20 protein-coding genes are annotated in these 21,192 nt (G+C 40.7%); 12 read left to right on the top strand and 8 right to left on the bottom strand.

Features of this window, described 5'->3' with window-relative positions; genetic code table 11:
* Window positions 1–307: 307 nt before the first annotated feature.
* Complete coding sequence (locus H6F42_RS00565; RefSeq protein WP_190397402.1) at window positions 308–1,315, top strand: PleD family two-component system response regulator; 1,008 nt, start codon at window positions 308–310, stop codon at window positions 1,313–1,315.
* A gap of 8 nt (window positions 1,316–1,323) precedes the next feature.
* Here the strand turns inward: H6F42_RS00565 and H6F42_RS00560 are convergent, their stop codons facing one another.
* A complete protein-coding gene (locus tag H6F42_RS00560) occupies window positions 1,324–2,115 on the bottom strand; it encodes an ATP-binding cassette domain-containing protein (RefSeq protein ID WP_190397401.1) in 792 nt (263 codons plus the stop codon).
* Between the two features lie 139 nt (window positions 2,116–2,254).
* Between H6F42_RS00560 and H6F42_RS00555 the strand changes: the two genes are divergently transcribed.
* Entirely contained in the window at window positions 2,255–3,256 is a 1,002-nt protein-coding gene (locus H6F42_RS00555) for a FecR domain-containing protein (RefSeq protein WP_190397400.1), read from the top strand.
* 176 nt (window positions 3,257–3,432) lie between these two features.
* A complete protein-coding gene (gene lipB, locus H6F42_RS00550) occupies window positions 3,433–4,128 on the top strand; it encodes a lipoyl(octanoyl) transferase LipB (RefSeq protein WP_190397399.1) in 696 nt (231 codons plus the stop codon).
* Between the two features lie 58 nt (window positions 4,129–4,186).
* Here lipB and H6F42_RS00545 read toward each other — a convergent pair whose 3' ends face one another.
* Together H6F42_RS00545 and hemL are read right to left on the bottom strand one after the other, a co-directional pair.
* Entirely contained in the window at window positions 4,187–4,816 is a 630-nt protein-coding gene (locus H6F42_RS00545) for a hypothetical protein (RefSeq protein WP_190397398.1), read from the bottom strand.
* Window positions 4,817–5,168: 352 nt separating this feature from the next.
* Entirely contained in the window at window positions 5,169–6,476 is a 1,308-nt protein-coding gene (gene hemL, locus H6F42_RS00540; RefSeq protein ID WP_190397709.1) for a glutamate-1-semialdehyde 2,1-aminomutase, read from the bottom strand.
* Between the two features lie 348 nt (window positions 6,477–6,824).
* On the opposite strand from hemL, the gene H6F42_RS00535 reads away from it, so the two are divergent.
* Window positions 6,825–7,502 carry a response regulator transcription factor gene (locus tag H6F42_RS00535; protein WP_190397397.1) on the top strand — a complete coding sequence of 226 codons (678 nt, stop codon included), beginning with the start codon at window positions 6,825–6,827 and terminating at the stop codon, window positions 7,500–7,502.
* A gap of 160 nt (window positions 7,503–7,662) precedes the next feature.
* On the opposite strand, the gene H6F42_RS00530 is transcribed toward H6F42_RS00535, so the two are convergent.
* The 3 genes from H6F42_RS00530 to H6F42_RS00520 all read right to left on the bottom strand — a co-directional run bounded on the left by H6F42_RS00530 (window position 7,663) and on the right by H6F42_RS00520 (window position 10,596).
* Window positions 7,663–8,115 (bottom strand): nitrate reductase associated protein, encoded by a 453-nt coding sequence (locus tag H6F42_RS00530; RefSeq protein WP_190397396.1) that lies wholly within the window; start codon window positions 8,113–8,115, stop codon window positions 7,663–7,665.
* Between the two features lie 8 nt (window positions 8,116–8,123).
* Window positions 8,124–10,184: an endonuclease MutS2 gene (locus tag H6F42_RS00525; protein ID WP_190397395.1), complete on the bottom strand. Its 2,061-nt coding sequence runs from the start codon at window positions 10,182–10,184 to the stop codon at window positions 8,124–8,126.
* 220 nt (window positions 10,185–10,404) lie between these two features.
* Window positions 10,405–10,596 carry a hypothetical protein gene (locus H6F42_RS00520; RefSeq protein ID WP_199288879.1) on the bottom strand — a complete coding sequence of 64 codons (192 nt, stop codon included), beginning with the start codon at window positions 10,594–10,596 and terminating at the stop codon, window positions 10,405–10,407.
* 444 nt (window positions 10,597–11,040) lie between these two features.
* On the opposite strand from H6F42_RS00520, the gene psbP reads away from it, so the two are divergent.
* Both psbP and H6F42_RS00510 read left to right on the top strand, forming a co-directional pair.
* Window positions 11,041–11,589, top strand: a complete 549-nt coding sequence (psbP, locus tag H6F42_RS00515; RefSeq protein ID WP_190397393.1) for a photosystem II reaction center PsbP — start codon at window positions 11,041–11,043, stop codon at window positions 11,587–11,589.
* A 207-nt stretch (window positions 11,590–11,796) separates the two neighbouring features.
* Window positions 11,797–12,951 (top strand): SpoIIE family protein phosphatase, encoded by a 1,155-nt coding sequence (locus H6F42_RS00510; RefSeq protein WP_190397392.1) that lies wholly within the window; start codon window positions 11,797–11,799, stop codon window positions 12,949–12,951.
* A 179-nt stretch (window positions 12,952–13,130) separates the two neighbouring features.
* Here the strand turns inward: H6F42_RS00510 and H6F42_RS00505 are convergent, their stop codons facing one another.
* Window positions 13,131–13,454, bottom strand: a complete 324-nt coding sequence (locus H6F42_RS00505; protein ID WP_190397391.1) for an STAS domain-containing protein — start codon at window positions 13,452–13,454, stop codon at window positions 13,131–13,133.
* A 198-nt stretch (window positions 13,455–13,652) separates the two neighbouring features.
* Between H6F42_RS00505 and H6F42_RS00500 the strand changes: the two genes are divergently transcribed.
* The 4 genes from H6F42_RS00500 to rpsB all read left to right on the top strand — a co-directional run bounded on the left by H6F42_RS00500 (window position 13,653) and on the right by rpsB (window position 17,522).
* On the top strand, window positions 13,653–14,729 hold the full coding sequence (locus H6F42_RS00500) for an Mrp/NBP35 family ATP-binding protein (RefSeq protein WP_190397390.1): 1,077 nt from the start codon (window positions 13,653–13,655) through the stop codon (window positions 14,727–14,729).
* Window positions 14,730–14,805: 76 nt separating this feature from the next.
* Window positions 14,806–15,492, top strand: a complete 687-nt coding sequence (locus H6F42_RS00495) for a PIN domain-containing protein (RefSeq protein ID WP_242018284.1) — start codon at window positions 14,806–14,808, stop codon at window positions 15,490–15,492.
* Between the two features lie 116 nt (window positions 15,493–15,608).
* Window positions 15,609–16,457 (top strand): Rpn family recombination-promoting nuclease/putative transposase, encoded by an 849-nt coding sequence (locus H6F42_RS00490; RefSeq protein ID WP_190397389.1) that lies wholly within the window; start codon window positions 15,609–15,611, stop codon window positions 16,455–16,457.
* Window positions 16,458–16,742: 285 nt separating this feature from the next.
* Complete coding sequence (gene rpsB, locus H6F42_RS00485) at window positions 16,743–17,522, top strand: 30S ribosomal protein S2 (protein WP_190397388.1); 780 nt, start codon at window positions 16,743–16,745, stop codon at window positions 17,520–17,522.
* A 43-nt stretch (window positions 17,523–17,565) separates the two neighbouring features.
* On the opposite strand, the gene H6F42_RS00480 is transcribed toward rpsB, so the two are convergent.
* The gene (locus tag H6F42_RS00480; RefSeq protein ID WP_190397707.1) at window positions 17,566–18,687 is read right to left on the bottom strand and encodes an anhydro-N-acetylmuramic acid kinase; all 1,122 of its coding nucleotides are present in this window, start codon (window positions 18,685–18,687) and stop codon (window positions 17,566–17,568) included.
* Window positions 18,688–18,762: 75 nt separating this feature from the next.
* On the opposite strand from H6F42_RS00480, the gene H6F42_RS00475 reads away from it, so the two are divergent.
* Window positions 18,763–19,965, top strand: a complete 1,203-nt coding sequence (locus tag H6F42_RS00475; RefSeq protein WP_190397387.1) for an acyltransferase — start codon at window positions 18,763–18,765, stop codon at window positions 19,963–19,965.
* Between the two features lie 359 nt (window positions 19,966–20,324).
* On the top strand, window positions 20,325–21,191 hold the full coding sequence (locus H6F42_RS00470; RefSeq protein ID WP_190397386.1) for an FkbM family methyltransferase: 867 nt from the start codon (window positions 20,325–20,327) through the stop codon (window positions 21,189–21,191).
* Window position 21,192: the final 1 nt, after the last annotated feature.

The raw sequence follows: 21,192 nt of genomic DNA, 5'->3' as shown, positions 1-21,192 counted from the left end.
AGGCATAATTAAAAAACTATTGTCCTAAAAAATCCAGAATCCAAGTAAATTAATAAGAAAAATCTAGATATTCTTAATACAGTTTTAATGGGAAAATAGTTTAAAGTTTAGTTGCTGTGACAATAAAAGCAAGTATTAGATTTAATTGGGCATCAATTAATAATCGAATTTACTAACACTAAACCACATGATTTTAGAATGAGTAAATCCTAAAAAAATCCCATGAATTAGCAAATCTAAAAATTGCGTTTCTAAATTATGTTTTTAAATTACGTTTAAACTTTCAAGATGTTCTGATGATAGCCAAATGCAACTGCTCGAAGCCGTAACCAAAAAAGAGTACATCTTAGTTGTAGATGATACGCCGCCTAACTTGCAATTGCTGTTAACTATGCTGACGCGAAAGGGATATGAAGCGCGTGGTGTAAATGATGGTTCTAGTGCGTTATTGACCTTAGAAAAAGATCTACCTGAATTGGTTTTATTGGATATCAATATGCCTAATATGAATGGGTTTCAGGTATGCCAGCATCTTAAGTCAAATGAGCTTACTCGCGACATTCCCGTGATTTTTATTAGCGCCCGTGATGAAGTTTTAGATAAGGTACAGGCTTTTTCGGTCGGTGGTGTGGACTATATTACTAAGCCTTTTCAGATTGCTGAGGTATTAGCCAGAATCGAGAATCAATTGACTTTGCGGAGATTACAAAGACAGCTACAGGAACAAAACGAACTTCTCACTCAAGAAATTCGCAATCGCATTATTGCCGAAACCCTCTTACAAGAAGCTAATGAGAAGTTAGGACGTTTAGTTAATTTGGATGGCTTGACTCAATTGGCAAATCGTCGTTGCTTTGATGAATATTTGGCTCAGGAATGGCAGAGGTTATCAAGGGAACAGATGCCTTTGTCGTTGATCATGTGCGATATTGATTTCTTCAAAAACTACAATGATACCTATGGGCATATTGCTGGAGATGATTGCCTGCGAAAGGTTTCGATGATTATTAAGCAATCGGTGCGCCGACCTGCGGACTTGGCGGCTCGTTATGGTGGAGAGGAGTTTGTGTTGGTTTTGCCAAACACTGATATTGAAGGCGCTATGTCCATAGCTGATTTAATTCGCGACAAGCTGTGCGAGTTGGCTCTGCCCCATGAGGATTCGGCAGTTAGTGATTGTGTAACTTTGAGTATGGGCTTGACTTCTTTAATTCCTAAGACCGATTCTCAACCTGCGGTATTATTAACGGCGGCGGATTATGCTTTGTATCGAGCTAAGGAATTGGGAAGAAATCAAACCTACAGGATTGGGTAACTCTAGAATTAATCCCAGTCATCTTCTATTTCCGCGTTTTGACTTGAACTTGTATCGCGTCTCAATAAATTATCAATCTCTGACCAATTAGTGAGACTTGCCTCCGTATCTTGAACTAATTCCCCTTTATGCAGACAAATTAGGCGATCGCACCATGCTTGGAGTAAATCAAGTTGATGGTTAATCATGACTACGGTTACAGGCTTAGGTAATTGAGTTAGCTCGGTTAGGGTATCTAACAATAAATGCGCTAAGCCTCGATCTAATGCTGAAGTCGGTTCATCTAGTAAAAGTACCTCTGATTCCATAGTTAAAGCTCTGGCGATCGCCATCCATTGTCTCTGACCAAGAGACAGCTCTAGCTCGGAGCGGTTTAATAATTTGCGATCAATTTGTAATTTGTCGATCCATTTTTGCGATCGCGCCCCAATTTCGCTCTGGGGCAAATTTTGGAGCTTGAGCGGATAGGCGATCGCCTCATTAACAGTCATTCCTAATAAGCTCGGTTCCTGTGGAACCAGCATTACTCTTCGCCGCAAAGTTTGAATGGGGATTTCTTGAATATTTTTACCATTCAGTAAAATAGTCCCAACCGATGGATCGGTTAAACGATTGAGCAAGCGCAAAAAGGTTGTTTTTCCTGAACCCGTTGCGCCAATTAGTGCAGTTTTGCTACCTTGGGCGATCGCTACTGAAATATTTGTCAAAAGTGTGCGAAATTTAGTTTGATAACTAATTTGCTCTGTAGCGATCGCCACATTACTGGCGATCGCCTTGGATGTTGAAGAAACCTTTTGCATGATGGAGCTGTCTTGGCGATTAGCGATCGGAGTGAACTAAGAGGCTTTACGAGTCAGTGTTGCGAAAAACTCATTTGTACAATACTTGGGAGACCAATTAAACATGTTTTCATGGGACTTTTTAAAGAATTTTCTTAGAATGAGATTACCTCACCAACAAAAGCGACTTGCCTTTTTCTTTACAGGTTTATGCATTTTTGCTTTAGCAGCCCCACAAATTGCTCCTGTATCTGCCCAAGCCTCTCAAGCTACGGTGCAGGAAATCCTTGATGGTAATCAGGTATTTATCCAAAATAGACGAGCCTCGGTTAGCGATGTGGCTCGACAGTCACAGCAAGTCCGCACTGGTAACTCACGCACAGCCTTATTGTTTAACACGGGGGCTGTGGCAAGATTATCCGCTAATTCAGTGCTAAAAATTGGGCAATGTGCCAATCTACGGCGCGGAACGATTTTAATTAACGGTGCGGTTAATGCCTGTTCGTCGGGTATTACGACTGGAGTTAGAGGTACGACCTATTTACTAGAAGTTGATGAGTCAGGTAATCAACAGGTCAAGGTGTTAGAGGGAGAAGTTGTGGTTAAACGTAATGCTACTCCTCTAGTTGATAGTGATGATGAATCGGAGAAACCGACTCAAACTAAACCTACAGCTAAACCAACGCCACCGTCCACGAATTCCCCCACAAAGCCTAGTACTTCTATAACTTCCCCTAAGACTAAGCAATTTACTACTATCCCCAGTAATAATAATACGCAGATCAATTTGCCTCAAGATAATCCTCAAAAAGCTCGTCCCCTAGAGCCTCTCAATGCTTCACCTACAAGTGATAAACCTATTCTCAAGGTGGAGGATAGTTCTAAACCGACCCAACCTGACGAAGTAGTTTTAAAGGCTGGAGAAAAGGTAGAAGTTGATCCTAGAGGTGCTTTAGGAATTATCCAGCAACTGACACAAAATGAGTTTATTACCTTATTGCAAGGAGATTTATTCCAAGGATTCACTAATCAGATTCCTGGCTTAGATAAAGTCAGGTCAGTGTTTGAAGGACTTTTTCCTGGAGTAAATTTCCCTATTTCCATTCCCGGAATTCCTACACCGAACATTCCTATCCCAAGTTTACCTAGATTCCCGTTCTAGATCCTCAAAGAGACTCGCTAAGCGAGCCTCTTTGATATTTTTCAAAAGAAGAAATGGCGTAGCCATTTCTTCTTTTGAAAAATCTTGAGATGGTGCTAAGCAAAACTTGCATTGCTATATAACAATAAGAAAAGCGCCATCATGGCGCTTTTCTTATTGTTATATAGGACTTTTCTATGCGCCGAACTTGTTTGCTCTATCAAGGCGATCGCCCTATTCCCTATCTAACCGCATGGCAATGGCAAAAAGAGCTAGTAGGGGAGCGCAAACAAGCCAGACGGGAAGGCAAGGATTTAGCTGATGTGCTATTGCTGATGGAACATCCTGCGGTTTATACCCTTGGTCAAGGTTCAAGTTTAGAATTTCTTAAATTCAATCTCGATGATCCTCAGATTGAATGTCATCGCATTGAGAGAGGTGGTGAAGTTACGCACCATGCGATCGGGCAGCTTATCGCTTATCCTATTTTGAATTTGGATCACCATCAACGCGATCTGCATTGGTACTTGCGCCAATTAGAAGAAGTAATTATTCAAGTCTTAGCAAAATTTGGTGTGCCTTCGCAGCGTATTCAAGGCTTAACGGGTGTGTGGATTGATAATGCTGGTCAAGTACAAAAGATCGCGCAAGTTGGAATTAAAGTAAGTCAATGGATTACAATGCATGGCTTTGCGCTTAATATAAATATGGACTTAACAGGATTTAATCGCATTGTTCCCTGCGGAATCACCGATTGCCAAGTTTGTAATCTCAATCAATTTGTATCTAATGTGGATTTTGTAGAGGTAAAAAAGGCGATCGCCCAAACCTTCGCGGAAACATTTAATTTGGAAATGCAATTTATTACTTCTTTAACAACCCCTGACCTTTAATTCTTTGCCCAAAAAAGGGAGTTGCTTAGCAACTCCCTTTTTTGGGCAAAGAATTAATTTAGAGGCGTAATTCCTTTCGCCCATTTTGGACAATTTTGATCATGTCGATTAACTGGGATTCCAGATTACCTAGTACGCGATCGCTATATTCGTCAGCCCCACGTTGCATATCCTGCACCTCAGTAGTCACCCTCTGATGCAAATTATCAAGGTCTTTTTGAGCCTGTCTTCGCATCTGGTTAACTTCATTCAAGGTCTGCGATCGCATCTGATCACATTCCTCTTGGAGTTCCCGTCGAATTTGATCGGCTTCTTGCTCCGCCTGTCGAATGATTAAGGACTCTTCTAATAACTGGCTAGCCCGTAACTCCGCAGCCTTGATTAAATCTTCAGCATATTGCTGCGCCTCGGCAATGAGGTCTTGCTTATAGATCAAGATCTCTTCGGCTTTAGCGATCGACTCTGGCACAGAAAATCTTACGCGATCGATTTGCTGACATAACTTTTCTTCATCAATGACCGTATGTCCCATTACCCGAGGACCACTTTCGAGAACCATCTCTTCGAGGTGATCTAGCTCTTTGTGTAAGCTCATGTAATAGTCAGATTTTGGTAAAGGAGCTTGTGGGCTTCCATAACTACCATTATTAATAGATTTAGTACTAGCAGTGGAGTTGTCTGTCAGCATCGGATTTTTGTAGGGGAAAGTTCAATGCTTCGACATTCTAGGAAGACGAATTGAACGTGATTATGGTTCATTTGCTTTACATAACGTAACTAAAGTAAGTAATGGTTCGTTATGTAGACCTAGAAAGATTAGTAGATATTGTAAATGAATTTCTGTGAAAGCTGTAACCGAACTACCCATAAATTGTTGGGACGAGCGAAGTCCGTCCCAACAATTTATAGGTTTAATATAGCTGTGGTCACTTCCATTATGACAAATCAAAGCCCCAGAAGCGAGTGGCGGCGCATCGCGCCGCCACTCGCTTCTAGCTTTGTGTCCTAAAAAGAATGGCAACAGCTATAAATTTTCATTCCTAAGCAGGGATTTGAGATAAGACTGCGCGGGCTGCTTCTAAAGTTGCGGCAACATCCGCATCGGTGTGAGCTAACGAGGTAAACCCAGCCTCAAACTGTGAAGGCGCAAGATACACCCCATGCTCCAACATACCGCGATGGAATTTAGCAAACTTTTGAGTGTCGCTAGTTTTAGCATCTTCGTAGTCATAGACTTGCTGGCTGGTAAAAAACATCCCAAACATTGCGCCCACGAGATTACCTGTAGCCGCATGACCAGTTTCATGGGCGATCGCCAACATCCCATCAGCCAATTTCTTGGTGATCTGCTCTAGGTAATCATAGGAACCAGCACGCTTGAGGATTTCTAAAGTTTTAATTCCTGCGGTCATGGCTAAAGGATTACCCGATAAAGTGCCAGCCTGATACATCGGACCTGCGGGAGCCACCATCGACATAATATCTTTGCGTCCACCGTATGCACCCACGGGCAAGCCACCACCGATCACTTTACCCATGGTCGTCAAGTCAGGAGTGATCCCAAAGCGAGCCTGTGCGCCACCGTAGGACAAACGGAAACCTGTCATGACTTCATCAAATACCAGTAAAGCGCCATTGGCATGACAAAGATCCTTCAAACCTTGCAAAAAGCCATCCTTTGGCACGATGCAACCCGCATTACCGACCACAGGCTCAATGATTACGCCAGAAATTTGATCAGGATTTTCAGCAAATAGGGCTTTAACGGCTTCGAGATCGTTATAGGGAGCAGTAAGGGTATTGGCTGTAGTGGATTTAGGTACACCCGGAGAATCGGGTAAACCCAGAGTTGCCACACCTGATCCAGCTTTAACTAGAAACATATCCGCGTGACCGTGATAGCACCCTTCAAACTTGATGATTTTGTCACGTCCAGTGAAGGCTCTCATCAAGCGTAGTACTGACATACAGGCTTCAGTGCCAGAGTTAACAAAGCGCACCATTTCTACGCTAGGTACTGCTTCAATTACCATTTCGGCAAGTTGATTTTCTAGAACGCAGGGAGCACCAAAGCTGGTGCCTTTTTCTAGAGCCTTATGTAATGCTTCTATGACTTCTGGGTGAGAATGTCCAACGATCGCAGGTCCCCATGAGCCGATGTAATCGATGTATTTGTTGCCATCGATATCCCATGCATAAGCACCACTAACGCGATCGAATACGATTGGCTCACCACCCACTGACTTAAAAGCCCGTACTGGCGAGCTTACACCGCCCGGCATTAGGTCTTTGGCTTTGGCAAAAATTTCTTGGGAAGCGGTTGTTTTAAAGGTAGATAAATTGGCGATCATTTTTTAACAAAGATTTTTTAACTCTTTCCTGACCCAATTTAACTCAGCAACGATACCAGCGTCACCTAAATCAAGGAAATAACACGGAGCCCACCCAGAGATTAGTGGTGCGGTGCGAAGCGCCGCACCACTAATCTCTGGGTTTTAGGGAGTAGCTTCTTTGCTTAAAACTTTTGATACACGAAAAAATCTTCTATATTTTATATATAATTCAAGGAAACAGGCAAAAAAATATGTTGGCAAAGTTTGAAAAACTTATATTCTTCATAGACCTGAAACCACATCTGCTAACATAGTAATCACTTACCTGTCGAAGCTTAAAATAATTAAGACTTGTTCGATCCAATGAGAATTCTCCTTGTAGAAGATGATGCCAATTTAGCTGATACGTTAGCCGAAATTCTAACTGGTCAGCACTGTGTTGTAGATATCGCCAGAGATGGGGAGGAAGGCTGGGAGAAATCTCAAGCTGACGATTACAACCTCATTCTGCTAGATGTCATGTTGCCTAAGCTAGACGGCATTAACCTATGTCGTCGTTTACGCGCCCACGGTAACAATGTTCCGATTTTGATGGTGACTGCGCTCGATATGAGTTCTGACAAGGTTCAGGGCTTAGATGCGGGTGCTGATGATTATGTCGTTAAGCCCATCGATCCTCCTGAGTTGATGGCTCGAATTCGTGCTTTATCGCGTCGCGCCCAAATTGCCGAACCCACTGTTCTGCGTTGGGGGGAACTACAACTCGATCCCGGAATGCACGAGGTTTCCTATACAGGTCAATCAGTGCATTTGACTCCCAAGGAGTACAACATTTTAGAGTTGTTGCTCCATCACGGTCGTCAAGTCTTGAAGCGCATTACGATTGTCGAACATGTGTGGTCACTTACTGATCCACCTAGGGAAGATACGATTAATGCGACTATTAAGAGTCTGCGAAATAAGTTGAAGGGTGCTGGCGCTCCTCACAACTTGATTGAGACTATTCATGGTGTTGGCTATCGTCTAAGTCAACTCTCATAAGATCCCAAAAAATAAATAGAGGCGGTGCTTTGCACCGACTCTATTTATTTTTTGGGTTGTTAAAACACAAAACCTAAGAAGCGAGTGCGCCGTCCCTCGCTTCTGGAGTTAATAGAACCAAAAAGCTAAAAATGGCGTAGCCATTTTTAGCTTTTTGGTTCTATCTCAGATTAAATTCCTCTAAAGCAGGTAGAAAATTGTTGTTTTCGTGATTTGAGGTACTGAGCTTGATAAGGGCAAAGCGTTGAAGCGATGAGAGAGTTTGCCATTGGGATAGGGCGATCGCTAGATGTAATTCTTGAGCATGATCAGAGACTGACTGGGGAATAGAATTTATTTGCATCCATAGAGGTGCTGACTCGATGGGTAAATCAGGGGGATATGTCTGGAAATGATTAAAAACGAGCGATCGCAAATGTTCGCGATAATTTTTAATTTCCTCGGCGGTATTGCAGGGTCTCTCTACCAAATTTTTTCTCTCCTCAATGGAGAAACTATGCCAATGGTTCAGCTTGAGTTTGATGCCCACTGTATCTAGTTTGTAGCGTACCTGCATGGGGATACAACGCAAGGAGGCGACAAAATCGGCTTCAAACTGAAAAAATTGGGACATAGGGAGTTTTATTTAATAATTTCGATATCTGTGAGGCTGACGGAAAGCTTCATGTGACCTAAGCGCACTGAAAATTCTCCTGAACTATTGGGTGCGGTCAAAACCTGTGCGACTTTGCCGAATTTAGGAATTCTTACGCGATCGCCTACTTTTATCTGTACCTCAATTTTTTCTTCGGGGACAACGGGCATATGTCGCTTGGTTAACTCTTCAATGCGTTGTTCGGTGCGTTGGACATCGGTAGCCACCTGTTCGCCCTTTTGTTCGCCTTTTTGGAGTTTGCGGATGACGCGACCGACTTCTTTTTGGGCTTGGGCGATCGCGGCGGCGACTTCTTTTTCTTGGCGATCGCGCAATTCCTTAGCCTGCGATCGCATCTGCTCGGCACGTTGCAAAATTTCTTGATGCAAACGTTCGGTTTCAGTCAAAAGATGGGCGGTGGCTTGGGTTTTCTGGGTTTGTTCGCGGCGTTGGGCTTCTAGCTCGGCAATTACCTCATTCATCTCGGCAGAACCGATGCCCACCCGCACTTGGGCTGCTTCTAGAATATCTTGGGGTAATCCTAACCGCCCCGCGATCGCCAAGGCATTAGATCGCCCGGGGATTCCCCACAGTAGATGATAGGTCGGCGCAAGGGAGGCATCGTCAAATTCCACGGAAGCATTTTCAAATTTGGGATTTTGGTACTTCAGAGCCTTGAGTTCGCCAAAGTGGGTAGTGGCGATCGTCAGGCGCGTATGTTCGCCAAAATATTCCAATAAAGCGGTGGCGATCGCACTGCCCTCCGAGGGATCAGTGCCCGCACCCACTTCATCAAGCAGCACAAGAGATTGATCAGAAATTGCGTCAAGAATGCGCCCAATACGGCGAATATGTCCCGAAAATGTCGATAAATTTTGCTGTAGGGACTGCTCATCGCCAATATCAGCAAGCACCAAATCAAACCAAGGCAGTTCCACAGGCTCCCGCGCAGGAATATACATCCCCGCCTTTGCCATGAGTGCGGTTAAGCCAAAGGTTTTTAAGGTGGCAGTTTTGCCCCCCGTATTCGGCCCCGTAATCACGACTACGGAAATCTGGGGCGAAACTAACACATCCACAGGTACGACTTCTCGCCCTTCTTCGTTTTGCTGTTGCCACACTAGCAAGGGGTGTCGCAATTGCCGCAGGACGATCGCCTCATTTGTACCATGCTCGACAAAGTGGGGTGGATTTGCCTTGAGCCAATAGGCATACCTAGCCCTAGCCACGGCTAGGTCAATTTTGGTAACAATAATTAATAATCTTTGCAAATCTTCGGCGATATCGGAGACCTTAGAGCTTAGCGCCGCCAAAATAATCTCGATTTGGGTTTGCTCCATTTTGAGCAATTGCCGCAACCGATTGTTGGACTGTACTACAGAATTCGGCTCCACAAATAGGGTCATGCCCGTGCTAGAGGTATCATGTACTACCCCCGGAATGCGATCGCGTTGAGGCGATTTGACTGAGAGGACATAGCGATCGTTGCGCTGAGTAATAATCTGCTCCTGCAAAGAGCTAGCATTACGCTGCATGATATTTTGCAACTTTGTCAAAATCTGATCGCGGACTGAAGTTAATTCATCGCGAATTTCCCCTAAACGCGCCGAAGCTCGATCTAAAACATTGCCGCCTTCATCAACGCAGCGATAAATCTCCTGCTCAATATCAGGATAGGTGCGTAAATCGCTAGTTAATATCTGTAAATTGGGGCAGTAATCGGCATTATCTAACTGGCGGCGCAAATTTCTGGCTCCCGCTAAAGTCGTGGCGATCGCCCATAGCTCATTTGCCGACAATATCCCCTGTTTCTCGGCGCGTAATACTGCCTCGGTAATATTTTGAATCCCATCTAGTGCAAGCCCCGCATTGCGTTCTTCTAGGGCATAGGCTTCTTTTGTTTGCGATAACAGATTCAATGTTTCTTCATAGCGCTCAGGTATGGGCAAATGTACAGCCGCGATCGCCCCCAGCTTCGTCGTTGTGAATGTTGATAAATGCTGACATAAACGATTCCATTCCAACAGTTCTAACGTCTCAGCTTGCATGACACCTCAAAATACTTATAGACATAGGGCAGTTAGGCGGGCTAACTGCTGTGAAGCAATACTTTTCTATTGTGCCAAAAAATTTGCCAGACAAGAGGCTTAAGCCTCTTGTCTGGCGGTATAAATTACCAAAACCCATAGAGTCGCGCCCCGTACGAGCGAAACTTTATGGGTTTTGGTTTGTAATTAATTATGCCTAGCTACTTAAAAGCTTTAAATTTTACAAGCGAGAAGCTAATTTCTCAAAATCAGCCTGACTGCTTGAAAGCATTCTGCTGCGGCTATCTTGAGCGCGATCGCTACTCAAATTTGGAACGAGGTTGCGAGCTTGCAAAGCCATATGCAACTGTAAATGTGTTACATAGTCACTCAAATCGCCTTGTTGAAGAGTTACAGATTTATTGCTAGTCACCACGTTACCTCTCGTTTGATTATTTGAACTGAGTATATGAATTAAAATGTTGATTTTTAAACTTAAGTGTCGAAATTGAATTGACTTAAATCAAGTTCTTTCTATGACTTTCGGTATAGAACTTATCATACAGCCGTTATAGCAATATACCTTTAGTTAATAAGTGTAATCTTTTGAAGCAATACTTTACAAATCTGATATAAAACCAAAAGATAATTGCGTCAGCTTATGATGCAATTATCTTTTGGTTTTACAATCCCTTCGCGTTGCTTTTGACCAGAAATCTATCCAAAAATTGTTTGCGATGGTGCTGTATCCTATTAGGGGTAGACCGTCTAAAGCAGTTAAACTGTTAACTATCAACTGTTGTTTGATAAGATTTATTAAGACTTTTTATCAAAAAACCTTAATTATTCCCTTTACTTAATCTTCATTTTCTAAATTATGCTCAAACGTGCCGTCTCTACATTGCTTGTGGTTCTTGCCCTATTTCTTACCAGTTGTGCTAGTACTCCGACCAGTGGGCTAGTGCCATTTGCAGATAGTAAAGATGGCTACCGCTTTTTGTATCCCAATGGCTGGACTGAAACTAAAGGTAATTCAGCGATTGACATTTTATTTCATGACATCATTGAGCCTTCCGAAAACGTCTCTGTAGCAATTAGCAAACTTGAGACTGTTAAAAACTTAGAAGAAATCGGTGAGGTGGATGCGATCGGCTTGCGAGTTCAACAAAGAGTAGTTGCTCCCGATGGCTCTGGTCGCCAAGCCCAGTTGCTAAAAGCAGTCCAAAGAGAAGATGGCGATCGCAAATACTACACCTTTGAGTACGCGGTTAAGCGTCTTCAAGGCGAACCTCGCCACGATCTCGTAACCGTCACAACTAATCGTGGCAACCTTTACACCATGAATATTTCTAGCTCAGAAAAAAGATGGGATAAGGTCAAAGACTTATTTACAAGAGTTGCTAAGTCCTTCAGTATTGCGGAATAGCTACTTACATGAGTAAGCAAAGCAGTCTAGCTGTTTTGTCAGTTGCGTAAGAGAAGTAGAGTAAAATAAGGAACCAAATTTTTTATAGAGTAGCTATGCTGCCCTATAAAAAATTTGGTTCTTTATTAGCACCCTAAGTGGTGTATCAATCTAGAGAATCGAAGAATCTCATCACTTAACGGTGATTTATAATCTTGATAATTCAATATGCCTCAAATTCTCATCATTGATGACGATCCCACTATGAGAATGACTCTTCAGAGATTTCTCAAGAGTCAGGGTTATGATGTCATATTGGCAAAAGATGGACAGGAAGGTTTAGCTAAGGCTGAAGAAGTCAATCCATCCCTAATCATTTGTGATTGGATGATGCCGATTATGGATGGGCTAGAGGTATGTCGCCAGATCAAAAGCAATCTCAAACTGTCGAGCATCTATTTGATCTTGCTCACTGCTCGTGATCAAGAAGGGGATTTGGTTAAGGGATTAGAAATGGGGGCAGATGACTTTTTAAGCAAGCCACCACGCATTAATGAACTAAGAGCAAGGGTGAGAGCGGGGCTTAGGCTTTATCAAGCGACTCAAGAACTCCAACGCCAAAAGCAGGTAATTGAGCAGGAGTTATTTCAAGCTTCTCAATATGTGCGATCGCTTTTACCTGCACCAATCGAAGGCGAAATCTCCATTCAATCGAGCTTTTTGCCTTCCACTCAACTTGGAGGCGATAGCTTTGACTATTTTTGGCTAGATCAGGACCATTTAGCCCTTTACTTGCTAGATGTGTCGGGGCATGGGGTTGGCTCTGCTTTGCTATCGGTATCAGTCTTAAATATCATGCGTACCCGCAGTTTGAGAAATAGCATTACATCTCAGGAAAATACTAATTTCTCTAGCCCAAGCCAAGTACTCCGTGACTTGAATAATACATTTCAGATGTCAGTACATAACGAAATGTATTTCACTATTTGGTACGGGGTATATAACAAGCAAACCCACCAACTTGTCTATGCTAGCGGTGGTCATCCACCCGCAGTTTTAATTTCTAATGACGATATCCCTAAAATCAAGCTGCTCAAAACCTCTGGCTTACCGATTGGGATGATGCCTAATATTGATTACCACGATCAAACCTGCGAGATTGACACAGATAGTCGTCTATATCTATTTAGTGACGGTGTATACGAGATTCCGCAAGAAGATGATAGTATTTGGGGATTTAATGCTTTAATCGATGCTTTTATCCATACTCCTAGCGATCGCTTATCAAGGATCGAGCATATTTTAAGCTGTGTCAAAGCCGCCGCAAATAATCGTCCCTTTGAAGATGATTTATCTTTGCTCGAAGTAGAATTTCATGTCTAAAGTGAAAATTTTTAGATAATCTTTCTCAAGTAAATATAGCTATAGCCAGCCTTGTTAGGACACGAAACCTCAGAAGCCGCCACTCACTTCTAGTTTTGATTTGTCCTAATGCATGTGACCACAGCTATACTTTCAAAAAATATCTTGAGATTTGGTTGATTGAAAATTGCCTTAAAAATTTAGGCTAGAGTTGCCTTAAATTCTTCAGCAGATGGATAAATCTTAAAAATTTTAGTCATACTTGTCAGTTCAAAGAGCATTTGAACCTGATCGTTAGCCCCACAAATTACCATTTCCCCGTTACTGTTACGAATAGATTTTAAAGCCGAAACTAATGCTCCAAGCCCAGAACTGTCCATAAAAGTGATCTCTTGCAGATCTACTAATAAGTATTTAGGAGGAAGCGGAATAGAGGCAATATCGTTAACTTGGCGGCGAAAATCAGCCGCAGTTGTAACATCAAGCCTTCCCGAAGGTTGGATAATTTTTACTTCATTACTCATTTATTTATTTCCTGACCTAGAGAATTACTTACCAAAGATAACCAAAGATAACTAATAGACCCAGCATATTTAATCCATGCTGTAAGAGAATATCTCTACATAAGCATAAATCTTTATCGATAACTTTGGCTCTTATTTGGGCTTTAATGAAATCTTGACACTATAAGCAATTTTTTTAATTTTTAATTTTCTAAATCTATGGCTGATTTACACGACTTGCAAGCGATAAAGGACGTATTAACACCCATCATCGATCCCGATCGCCACAAAAGTATTATCGAATTGGATATGGTGCGCGATATAGCCATTAAGTCCAATGGGGTAGTCAGCTTTACGCTTTTGTTAAATGATCCCAATAGCCCCAAGCGCGATCCCTTAATCCAAGAATGTAAAACCGCGATTAAGGCGATCGCTACAGTTACCGATGTTTGGGTAAAGGTGATTGCCAATAGTTCCGCGATCGCAACTCCCGCAACTCCCACTAATGCCCTGCAAGGTATCGAAGGTGTAAAACATATTATTGCCATCTCCAGTGGTAAAGGCGGCGTAGGGAAAACCTCGATATCCGTAAATATTGCTGTAGCTCTTGCTGATATGGGCGCAAAGGTGGGTCTACTTGATGCGGATATTTATGGACCCAATGTACCCTTAATGCTCGGTGTCGAAGCTGCTCAGGTAAAGGTGGTAAAGGCTGAGAATGGCACTGATGTTGTGGAGCCAGCCTTTAATTATGGCGTAAAAACGATTTCGATGGCATTTTTGATTGCGAAGGATCAGCCTGTAGTCTGGCGGGGTCCAATGCTTAATGGTGTGATTCGGCAGTTTCTCTATCAAGCAAATTGGGGCGAACTGGATTATTTAATTGTGGATATGCCCCCCGGTACGGGTGATGCCCAACTAACCCTCACGCAATCTGTACCATTAGCGGGAGCCGTGATCGTGACTACACCGCAAACTGTATCGCTCTTAGATTCTCGTAAGGGTTTAAAAATGTTCCAAAATATGGGCATTCCCGTTTTAGGCATCATCGAAAATATGAGCTATTTTATTCCGCCTGATATGCCCGATAAACAGTACGACATTTTTGGCTCTGGTGGTGGTAAGAAGGCTTCCGATGAGCTTGGTGTGGAGTTGCTTGGTTGTGTTCCTCTAGAAATCAGTCTTCGCGAAGGTGGCGATCGCGGTGTGCCAATTGTGTTAGGTCATCCTGATTCGGCTTCGGCTAAGGCATTAAAAGAGATTGCTAAGGCGATCGCGGCTAAAGTCCAATCGTAAAATAATTTTTTTAGCGCAGTCTCGCAACTGATTTACGAGTTTGCAAGACTGTGGCTCAACTTAATATTTATAAAGAATGATGATCGAAGATAGCCACAATTCCAATCAAGATGATGATGAGGTAGGCAGAGTATTATTGATTGATTTAGAAAATTGTCCTGATCAAATTTCTCATCTGCAAGAAAAATTAGAACAATTCTCTCAAGTTGTAATTTGCTATGCACAAACAGGAGCAAAAATACCTCTTGATTGGCTTATTCCATTAAGTACAACAGTAATTTCAAACAAGCTCAAGATTTTCAAAATGACAAATGGCGGCAAAAATGCAGCAGACTTTGGCATTTGCTTTTTTGCTGGTGTTTTAATGCAACAGTTGCACAAGGAAACTCATTTTGTAATCATTTCAAATGATACTGATTTAGATCATGTTGTCAATTTACTTAAAAGTCAGGGTCGTTCGGCTGAGCGGATAAGTACCAAAAAAGAAGAAAATAAAACCACTACATCTACAAAAAATACAGATGAATCTACAGTTTTAGTTTCACCACTCAAAATATATTGCACCCATCTTCTTACCTATAGCCAAAATAGACCAGCAAGTATAGATACTCTGATGAATAACATTAGAAATAAGTTCAAAGATTCACCTCATTCACCAGCAGATATTTTTAGCTTACTAACTACACAGAGTGCTATAACAATTTCAGGTAACAAGGTGTCTTACAATGATCATAAAATAAAAGAAATACTAAAACAAATATGATATATTAAAGGTTCTTAAGAGCATATTTGATTTACACAGAAAATATTTAGATGAGATTTTCTAAATACATAGTTGTTCAGTGAATACTTTATTAAAATAATCTTGGAGAAGTGATTATGGTTGCGAAATACTTTAATCCTTATACGGATTTTGGATTTAAAAAACTTTTTGGCGAAGAAGGTAGCAAAGATTTACTCATTGATTTTCTCAATCAACTTTTACCAATACATCATCAAATCCAGCAGTTGGCATTTAAAAATCCTGAAAACTTAGCCGATACAGTCACAGAGCGTAAGGCGATTTTTGATATTTATTGCGAAAGCAAAACTGGCGATAAATTTATTGTCGAAATGCAAAAAGCAAAAATTAAATATTTTAAAGATCGGGCCTTATTTTATTCCACCTTTCCAATTAGAGAACAATCTGAAAAAGGTGATTGGAATTTTCATTTACTACCAATCTATTTCATAGCTATATTAGATTTTGAATACGATGAACATACAACGCCAAAATTTAGACGCGATGTATGTTTAAAAGACCAAGATGGTGATATTTTCTTTGATAAATTAAACTTTAAATTTTTGCAAATGCCGTTATTCAATAAACAAGAAAATGAATTGGTAACGCATTTCGATAAATGGTTATATTTTTTAAAAAACCTAGAAAGTTTTAATCATATACCCGCAATATTGAATGAACCAATCTTTCAGAAGGGTTTTGAAATTGCAGAAATATCACACTTAAATATAGAACAGTACGAACAATACAAAAAGAGCTTAGTCCAGTATCTCGAAGTAAAAAATGTTTTTGATACTGCTTTTGAAGAAGGAGAAAAAGTCGGTATTGAGAAAGGCATTGAAAAGGGTATTGAGAAAGTTGCTAAAGCATTGAAAGATCAGAATATAGCTATAGAAGTTATTGCTGAATCGACTGGTTTATCCTATGAAGCTATTAATAGGATTTAGGTGAATAAGGTATCCATCAATTACCTCGTGCTTGTTCTTAAAACCCTCCATAAACCTTAAAAAGCTTGATTTGCAAGCTTTTTAAGGTTTATGGATAATATGCCAAACCTTAATCGACGGTAGCAAAAGAGGCGATCGCCTCTTTTGCTATCTAGCCATATATGCGCTATCCTAGACAAGCTGTTAAAAAACACACGCTTGAGGTTTCGGGTGTTTAGAGTTACTTGTAACTACTAAATTCCATCTCAGGCGCAAGGACAAACCCGAACACAGGAGAAAATTTAAATGGGAGTCGTAACCCTAGCCCAATTGCTAGAGTCGGGCGTTCACTTCGGTCATCAAACCCGTCGTTGGAACCCCAAGATGGAGCCTTACATCTTCACCGAGCGTAATGGCGTTCATATTATTGACCTTGTGCAAACTGCACAATACCTCGAAGAAGCCTACGCTTATTTGCGCCAAGCTTCCGAGCAAGGCAAAAAAGTATTGTTCGTTGGAACCAAGCGTCAAGCTGCTGGTCTGATTGCTCAAGAAGCAGCCCGTTGCGGTAGCTATTACATCAACCAACGCTGGTTGGGTGGAATGCTCACCAACTGGACAACCATCAAAACCCGTGTTGATCGCCTCAAGGATCTCGAACGTCGCGATGAAAGTGGTGCATTGGATCGCTTACCTAAGAAGGAAGCATCTACCCTTCGCCGCGAAATGGAAAAGCTCCGCAAGTATCTTGGTGGCATCAAGTTGATGCGTAAGCCACCCGATATCGTGATCATCGTTGACCACAAGCGCGAATACAACGCGGTGCAAGAATGCCAAAAGTTGCGTATTCCCATCGTATCTTTGCTTGACACCAACTGCGATCCTGATAGCGTTGATATCGGGATTCCTGCAAACGATGACGCAATTCGCTCGATCAAGTTGATCGTTGGTAAGCTTGCAGACGCAATCTACGAAGGTCGTCATGGCGATATCGAAGAAATCGAGTATGAAATCTCGGCTGAAGAAGTAGAAGCCTATGTTGATGAAGAAATCATCACTGGTGATGAAGAAGGTGCAGAAGCTTAAAGCTTCTCATCCATAAAAAAAGTGGCGCGATGCGCCGCTTTTTTTATGGAAAAATTTTGCCTAGTAACACCGATCTCTTAGCACCTGTAACGCTAGGCAAATTGCCATAGCGCTCTTTAATTCGCAAATATCCTAATACTGCAAAGGCGATCGCCTCTTTACTATCACCACTCAAACCAAAGGCATCGGTACGCTGCACGATCGCAGGTTTGAGCAAATCCTGTAAACGCTCCATCAAATAGCCATTACGTCCACCGCCGCCACCGACTAGAACTTCCTCAGGAAATACAGGCAGGAAATCATGATAGCTTTTGGCGATCGCCCTTGCCGTAAATTCTGTTAGTGTCGCCAGAATATCGTAATTACTTAAACCTTGGAACTCACTTAAACATTTTTCTAAATAGGTTGGACTAAATAATTCACGCCCCGTTGATTTGGGGGGTGTGGTCGCAAAAAATTCCTGCTCTAGCCATTGATTGATTAAATCTAAATTGGGTTTACCTTGACGCGCGATCGCGCCATCGCGATCAAAGGGCTGACCAAATAATTTTTGGGTTGCCATATCCATGAGGACATTGCCTGCCCCATTATCAAAGCCAAATATTTGTTCTGGAATTGAACCTGCATTAGGTGGTAAATAGGTGACATTGCTGATACCGCCAATATTTTGACAAGCGCGATATTTATTAGGGTGAGATAACAACAAAGCATCCACCATCGGCACTAGCGGCGCACCTTGCCCCCCGACTTCAATATCCGCAACCCGAAAATCGCTGACAGTCTTAATCCCTGTTAACTCAGCTATTAACGCACCTCGCCCTAGTTGCATCGTATAACCCATTTTTTGATTTGCGGGTGGGCGATGAAATACAGTCTGTCCGTGGGATCCTATCAAATCGGGAAGGTGATCGCCTTTTTCCATAATCGCGATCGCTGCTTGAGCAAAACTCTCGGCAATGCGATCGTCTAGCTCACATATTTGTTGTAGCGATCGCGGTTCCCCCGCACAAACTGCAAGGATTTCTTTTCGCAGATCTGCGTCATATTCATAGGTGTGACCTGCGAGTAGGTTAGTGGTAAGGATACCTTGGCGATCGCTGATTTCCACCAACGCTGCATCAATCCCATCTACCGATGTCCCACTCATCAAGCCGATCGCTAATATTTTGCTTTTCAAAATATCAAACATTTTTACCCTGCTGCTGTTACTACCGCTATAATTATCTAAAAAATTTACTTTATGAACCTAAGTGATTTAGATAGAGAGCAATCTTCTTTTTTAGACTTGTTAAGGGGCTTAGCTTCTCTATTTGTGATGATTCATCACGTAAAAGATACCTTTTTTACTTCGTATGCTTCTTTAGACCCTTTCTACTCATCTAATTTTATCGTATCAACATTTTATTTTTTAACAGGATTTGGGAGGATTCCAGTTATTTTATTTTTTGTACTTAGTGGTTTTTTTATATCTAGAAGTATATTAAAAATGCTAAGCACAAAAAGATGGTCTTGGATAAAATATCTAACCGATAGAATCATAAGATTAGAAGTGGTATTAATTCCATCATTGTTTTTAACATTATTCTGGGATATCCTATCTGAAAAAATATCTAATAACTTTTCCATTCAAACTGTTAACTTTGGAAATATAGATTTGATATCTTTTTTAGGAAATACATTTTTTTTGCAAAATATTTTTGTTAATAATTTTGGTTCAAATTATCCTCTATGGTCTTTAAGTTATGAATTTTGGTACTACATAATTTTTCCACTTTTACTATTGCTTATTTACAATAATAAGCTCTATTCAAGAATAATTCTTTTAGGATTTACTATACCAATTTTAATTATTTTGTATTTCAAAAATCCTAGTATAATTAGATACTTTACTATATGGTTGCTAGGATTTATTCCAATTTTTATGCCAAGACCTAGGAATAAAAGAATTCTTAGTTTTATTACAAAGAATTATAAAAAAATATCATTAATTTTAATTGGTATAATTTTGATAGTTTTCAAAGAAAATGCAGGCAAACATTTCTGGACTGAATTATTAATTGGTTCTGTATTCTCTTTGATTATTTATTTTACTACTATATCTTCGATAGACACTTCTAAGGTTCGAGAAATAATAATTGATAGTTCTGATAACAGCTTCAAAGCAGATTTTATAAATAATTTTTCAAAAAAAATTGCTGGATTATCTTACACACTATATCTCGTCCATGCTCCTATTCTCAATTTTCTAATGAATGTATTCCTGTGTTTGGGATTGCATCTGAAGTGGAAACCCACTCCTGAAAATATTTTATACCATGTGCTAATTTCATTACTAATATTGAAATACGCAAGCATCATATCAAAATTTACAGAATTAAAAACTAACCAAGTAAGAAAATTTGTTAGTTCTGAAATTTTAAAAAGATTTAATTTAAATTATTAAACGTGATGTGTAACCAAGAAATTGCAAAAAAAACTCACAGCCAAAAGAGTTAGAAAATAGGAGTAACAACATTGGCGGCTGGCATTCCAATACCACTATGTTATTCCTGCCGTGCATCTCGTTGTCGTAGTTTTGCTGATATAGGTAAGGAATGAAAAATAAATAACTTGTGCAAATTAGGAGGGAGCATCTCTCTACTCGCCTTAATCGCAAAATTCTTGCTCATACTCTTTTTTTGGCTCAATCGTTATTCTCTTCATCTTTTACAGTTTAAAGATTTACTTGATTCCTGATTCTTTAGTTGCACATCGCGTATTTCATATTAAAATTCGATTATTAAACTCCGCTTCGATAAATGTGTGATTTCATCATTACTCAGAACTTTACGATTTATTTCTGCTCACCCTCTAGCTTCCCAAAATCTATCTTTAGCTATTAAACAATGGCTGAAGTGGCAAGTTGGAGCAAGAATTTTAAGAATGCCCGTAGTCATGCCCTTTATGGGCAACGCAAAGCTGATAGTTGAATTGGGAATGACTGGCGCAACAGGCAATATTTATACAGGACTTCATGAGTTTTGGGATATGGCGTTTTGTTTGCATGTATTAAGGCAAGACGATTTATTTGTGGATGTAGGTGCAAATATTGGTTCCTATACAGTTTTAGCTTCTAGAGTAGTTGGGGCAAAAAGTATAGCTTTTGAGCCAGTTCCCAAAACCTTTAATCATTTACTACAAAATGTAAATATTAATCAAATCAATTCTTTAGTTGATTCAGTTTGTTGTGCTGTGGGCAAAGAAAATGGCTCAGTGATATTTTCTTCAGACAACGATACGATGAACAAAGTGGTTGATGAAGCTTATTCAGGAAAATCAATAGAAGTACCTGTTAAATCTCTAGATGATCTCCTTAATACCCTACAACCCAGTGTGATTAAAATTGATGTTGAGGGATTTGAGGAAGAAGTAATTCAAGGAGCATTAAACATCTTAAAATGTGATTCTCTATTAGCTATTATGCTGGAAACAGTTAATCCTAAAATAGAATCATTACTTCAAATTTCTGGCTTTGTTCCTGCTAGCTATAATCCATTTACAAGAGAATTACTTACACCACCAAAACTTGATCATAAAAGTAATAATTATCTATGGATTAAGAATTATTCAAAAGCCGCAGAAAGATGTAAAACATCTCCCCCATATCAGGCTCTAGGGATATCATTCTAGT

Source organism: Pseudanabaena sp. FACHB-1998 (genome assembly GCF_014696355.1).
Taxonomy (GTDB): Bacteria; Cyanobacteriota; Cyanobacteriia; order Pseudanabaenales; family Pseudanabaenaceae; genus Pseudanabaena.
The sequence above is the reverse complement of the archived record's forward strand: the minus strand, read 5'-3'. Positions and strand labels throughout refer to the sequence as shown.

Excerpts from the sequence above, each read along its gene's own strand:
- H6F42_RS00565 (WP_190397402.1), top strand. The coding sequence starts at position 308 with ATGCAACTGCTCGAAGCCGTAACCAAAAAAGAGTACATCTTAGTTGTA.
- H6F42_RS00560 (WP_190397401.1), bottom strand. The coding sequence starts at position 2,115 with ATGCAAAAGGTTTCTTCAACATCCAAGGCGATCGCCAGTAATGTGGCG.
- H6F42_RS00555 (WP_190397400.1), top strand. The coding sequence starts at position 2,255 with ATGAGATTACCTCACCAACAAAAGCGACTTGCCTTTTTCTTTACAGGT.
- lipB (WP_190397399.1), top strand. The coding sequence starts at position 3,433 with ATGCGCCGAACTTGTTTGCTCTATCAAGGCGATCGCCCTATTCCCTAT.
- H6F42_RS00545 (WP_190397398.1), bottom strand. The coding sequence starts at position 4,816 with ATGCTGACAGACAACTCCACTGCTAGTACTAAATCTATTAATAATGGT.
- H6F42_RS00535 (WP_190397397.1), top strand. The coding sequence starts at position 6,825 with ATGAGAATTCTCCTTGTAGAAGATGATGCCAATTTAGCTGATACGTTA.
- H6F42_RS00530 (WP_190397396.1), bottom strand. The coding sequence starts at position 8,115 with ATGTCCCAATTTTTTCAGTTTGAAGCCGATTTTGTCGCCTCCTTGCGT.
- H6F42_RS00525 (WP_190397395.1), bottom strand. The coding sequence starts at position 10,184 with ATGCAAGCTGAGACGTTAGAACTGTTGGAATGGAATCGTTTATGTCAG.
- psbP (WP_190397393.1), top strand. The coding sequence starts at position 11,041 with ATGCTCAAACGTGCCGTCTCTACATTGCTTGTGGTTCTTGCCCTATTT.
- H6F42_RS00510 (WP_190397392.1), top strand. The coding sequence starts at position 11,797 with ATGCCTCAAATTCTCATCATTGATGACGATCCCACTATGAGAATGACT.
- H6F42_RS00505 (WP_190397391.1), bottom strand. The coding sequence starts at position 13,454 with ATGAGTAATGAAGTAAAAATTATCCAACCTTCGGGAAGGCTTGATGTT.
- H6F42_RS00500 (WP_190397390.1), top strand. The coding sequence starts at position 13,653 with ATGGCTGATTTACACGACTTGCAAGCGATAAAGGACGTATTAACACCC.
- H6F42_RS00495 (WP_242018284.1), top strand. The coding sequence starts at position 14,806 with ATGATGATCGAAGATAGCCACAATTCCAATCAAGATGATGATGAGGTA.
- H6F42_RS00490 (WP_190397389.1), top strand. The coding sequence starts at position 15,609 with ATGGTTGCGAAATACTTTAATCCTTATACGGATTTTGGATTTAAAAAA.
- rpsB (WP_190397388.1), top strand. The coding sequence starts at position 16,743 with ATGGGAGTCGTAACCCTAGCCCAATTGCTAGAGTCGGGCGTTCACTTC.
- H6F42_RS00475 (WP_190397387.1), top strand. The coding sequence starts at position 18,763 with ATGAACCTAAGTGATTTAGATAGAGAGCAATCTTCTTTTTTAGACTTG.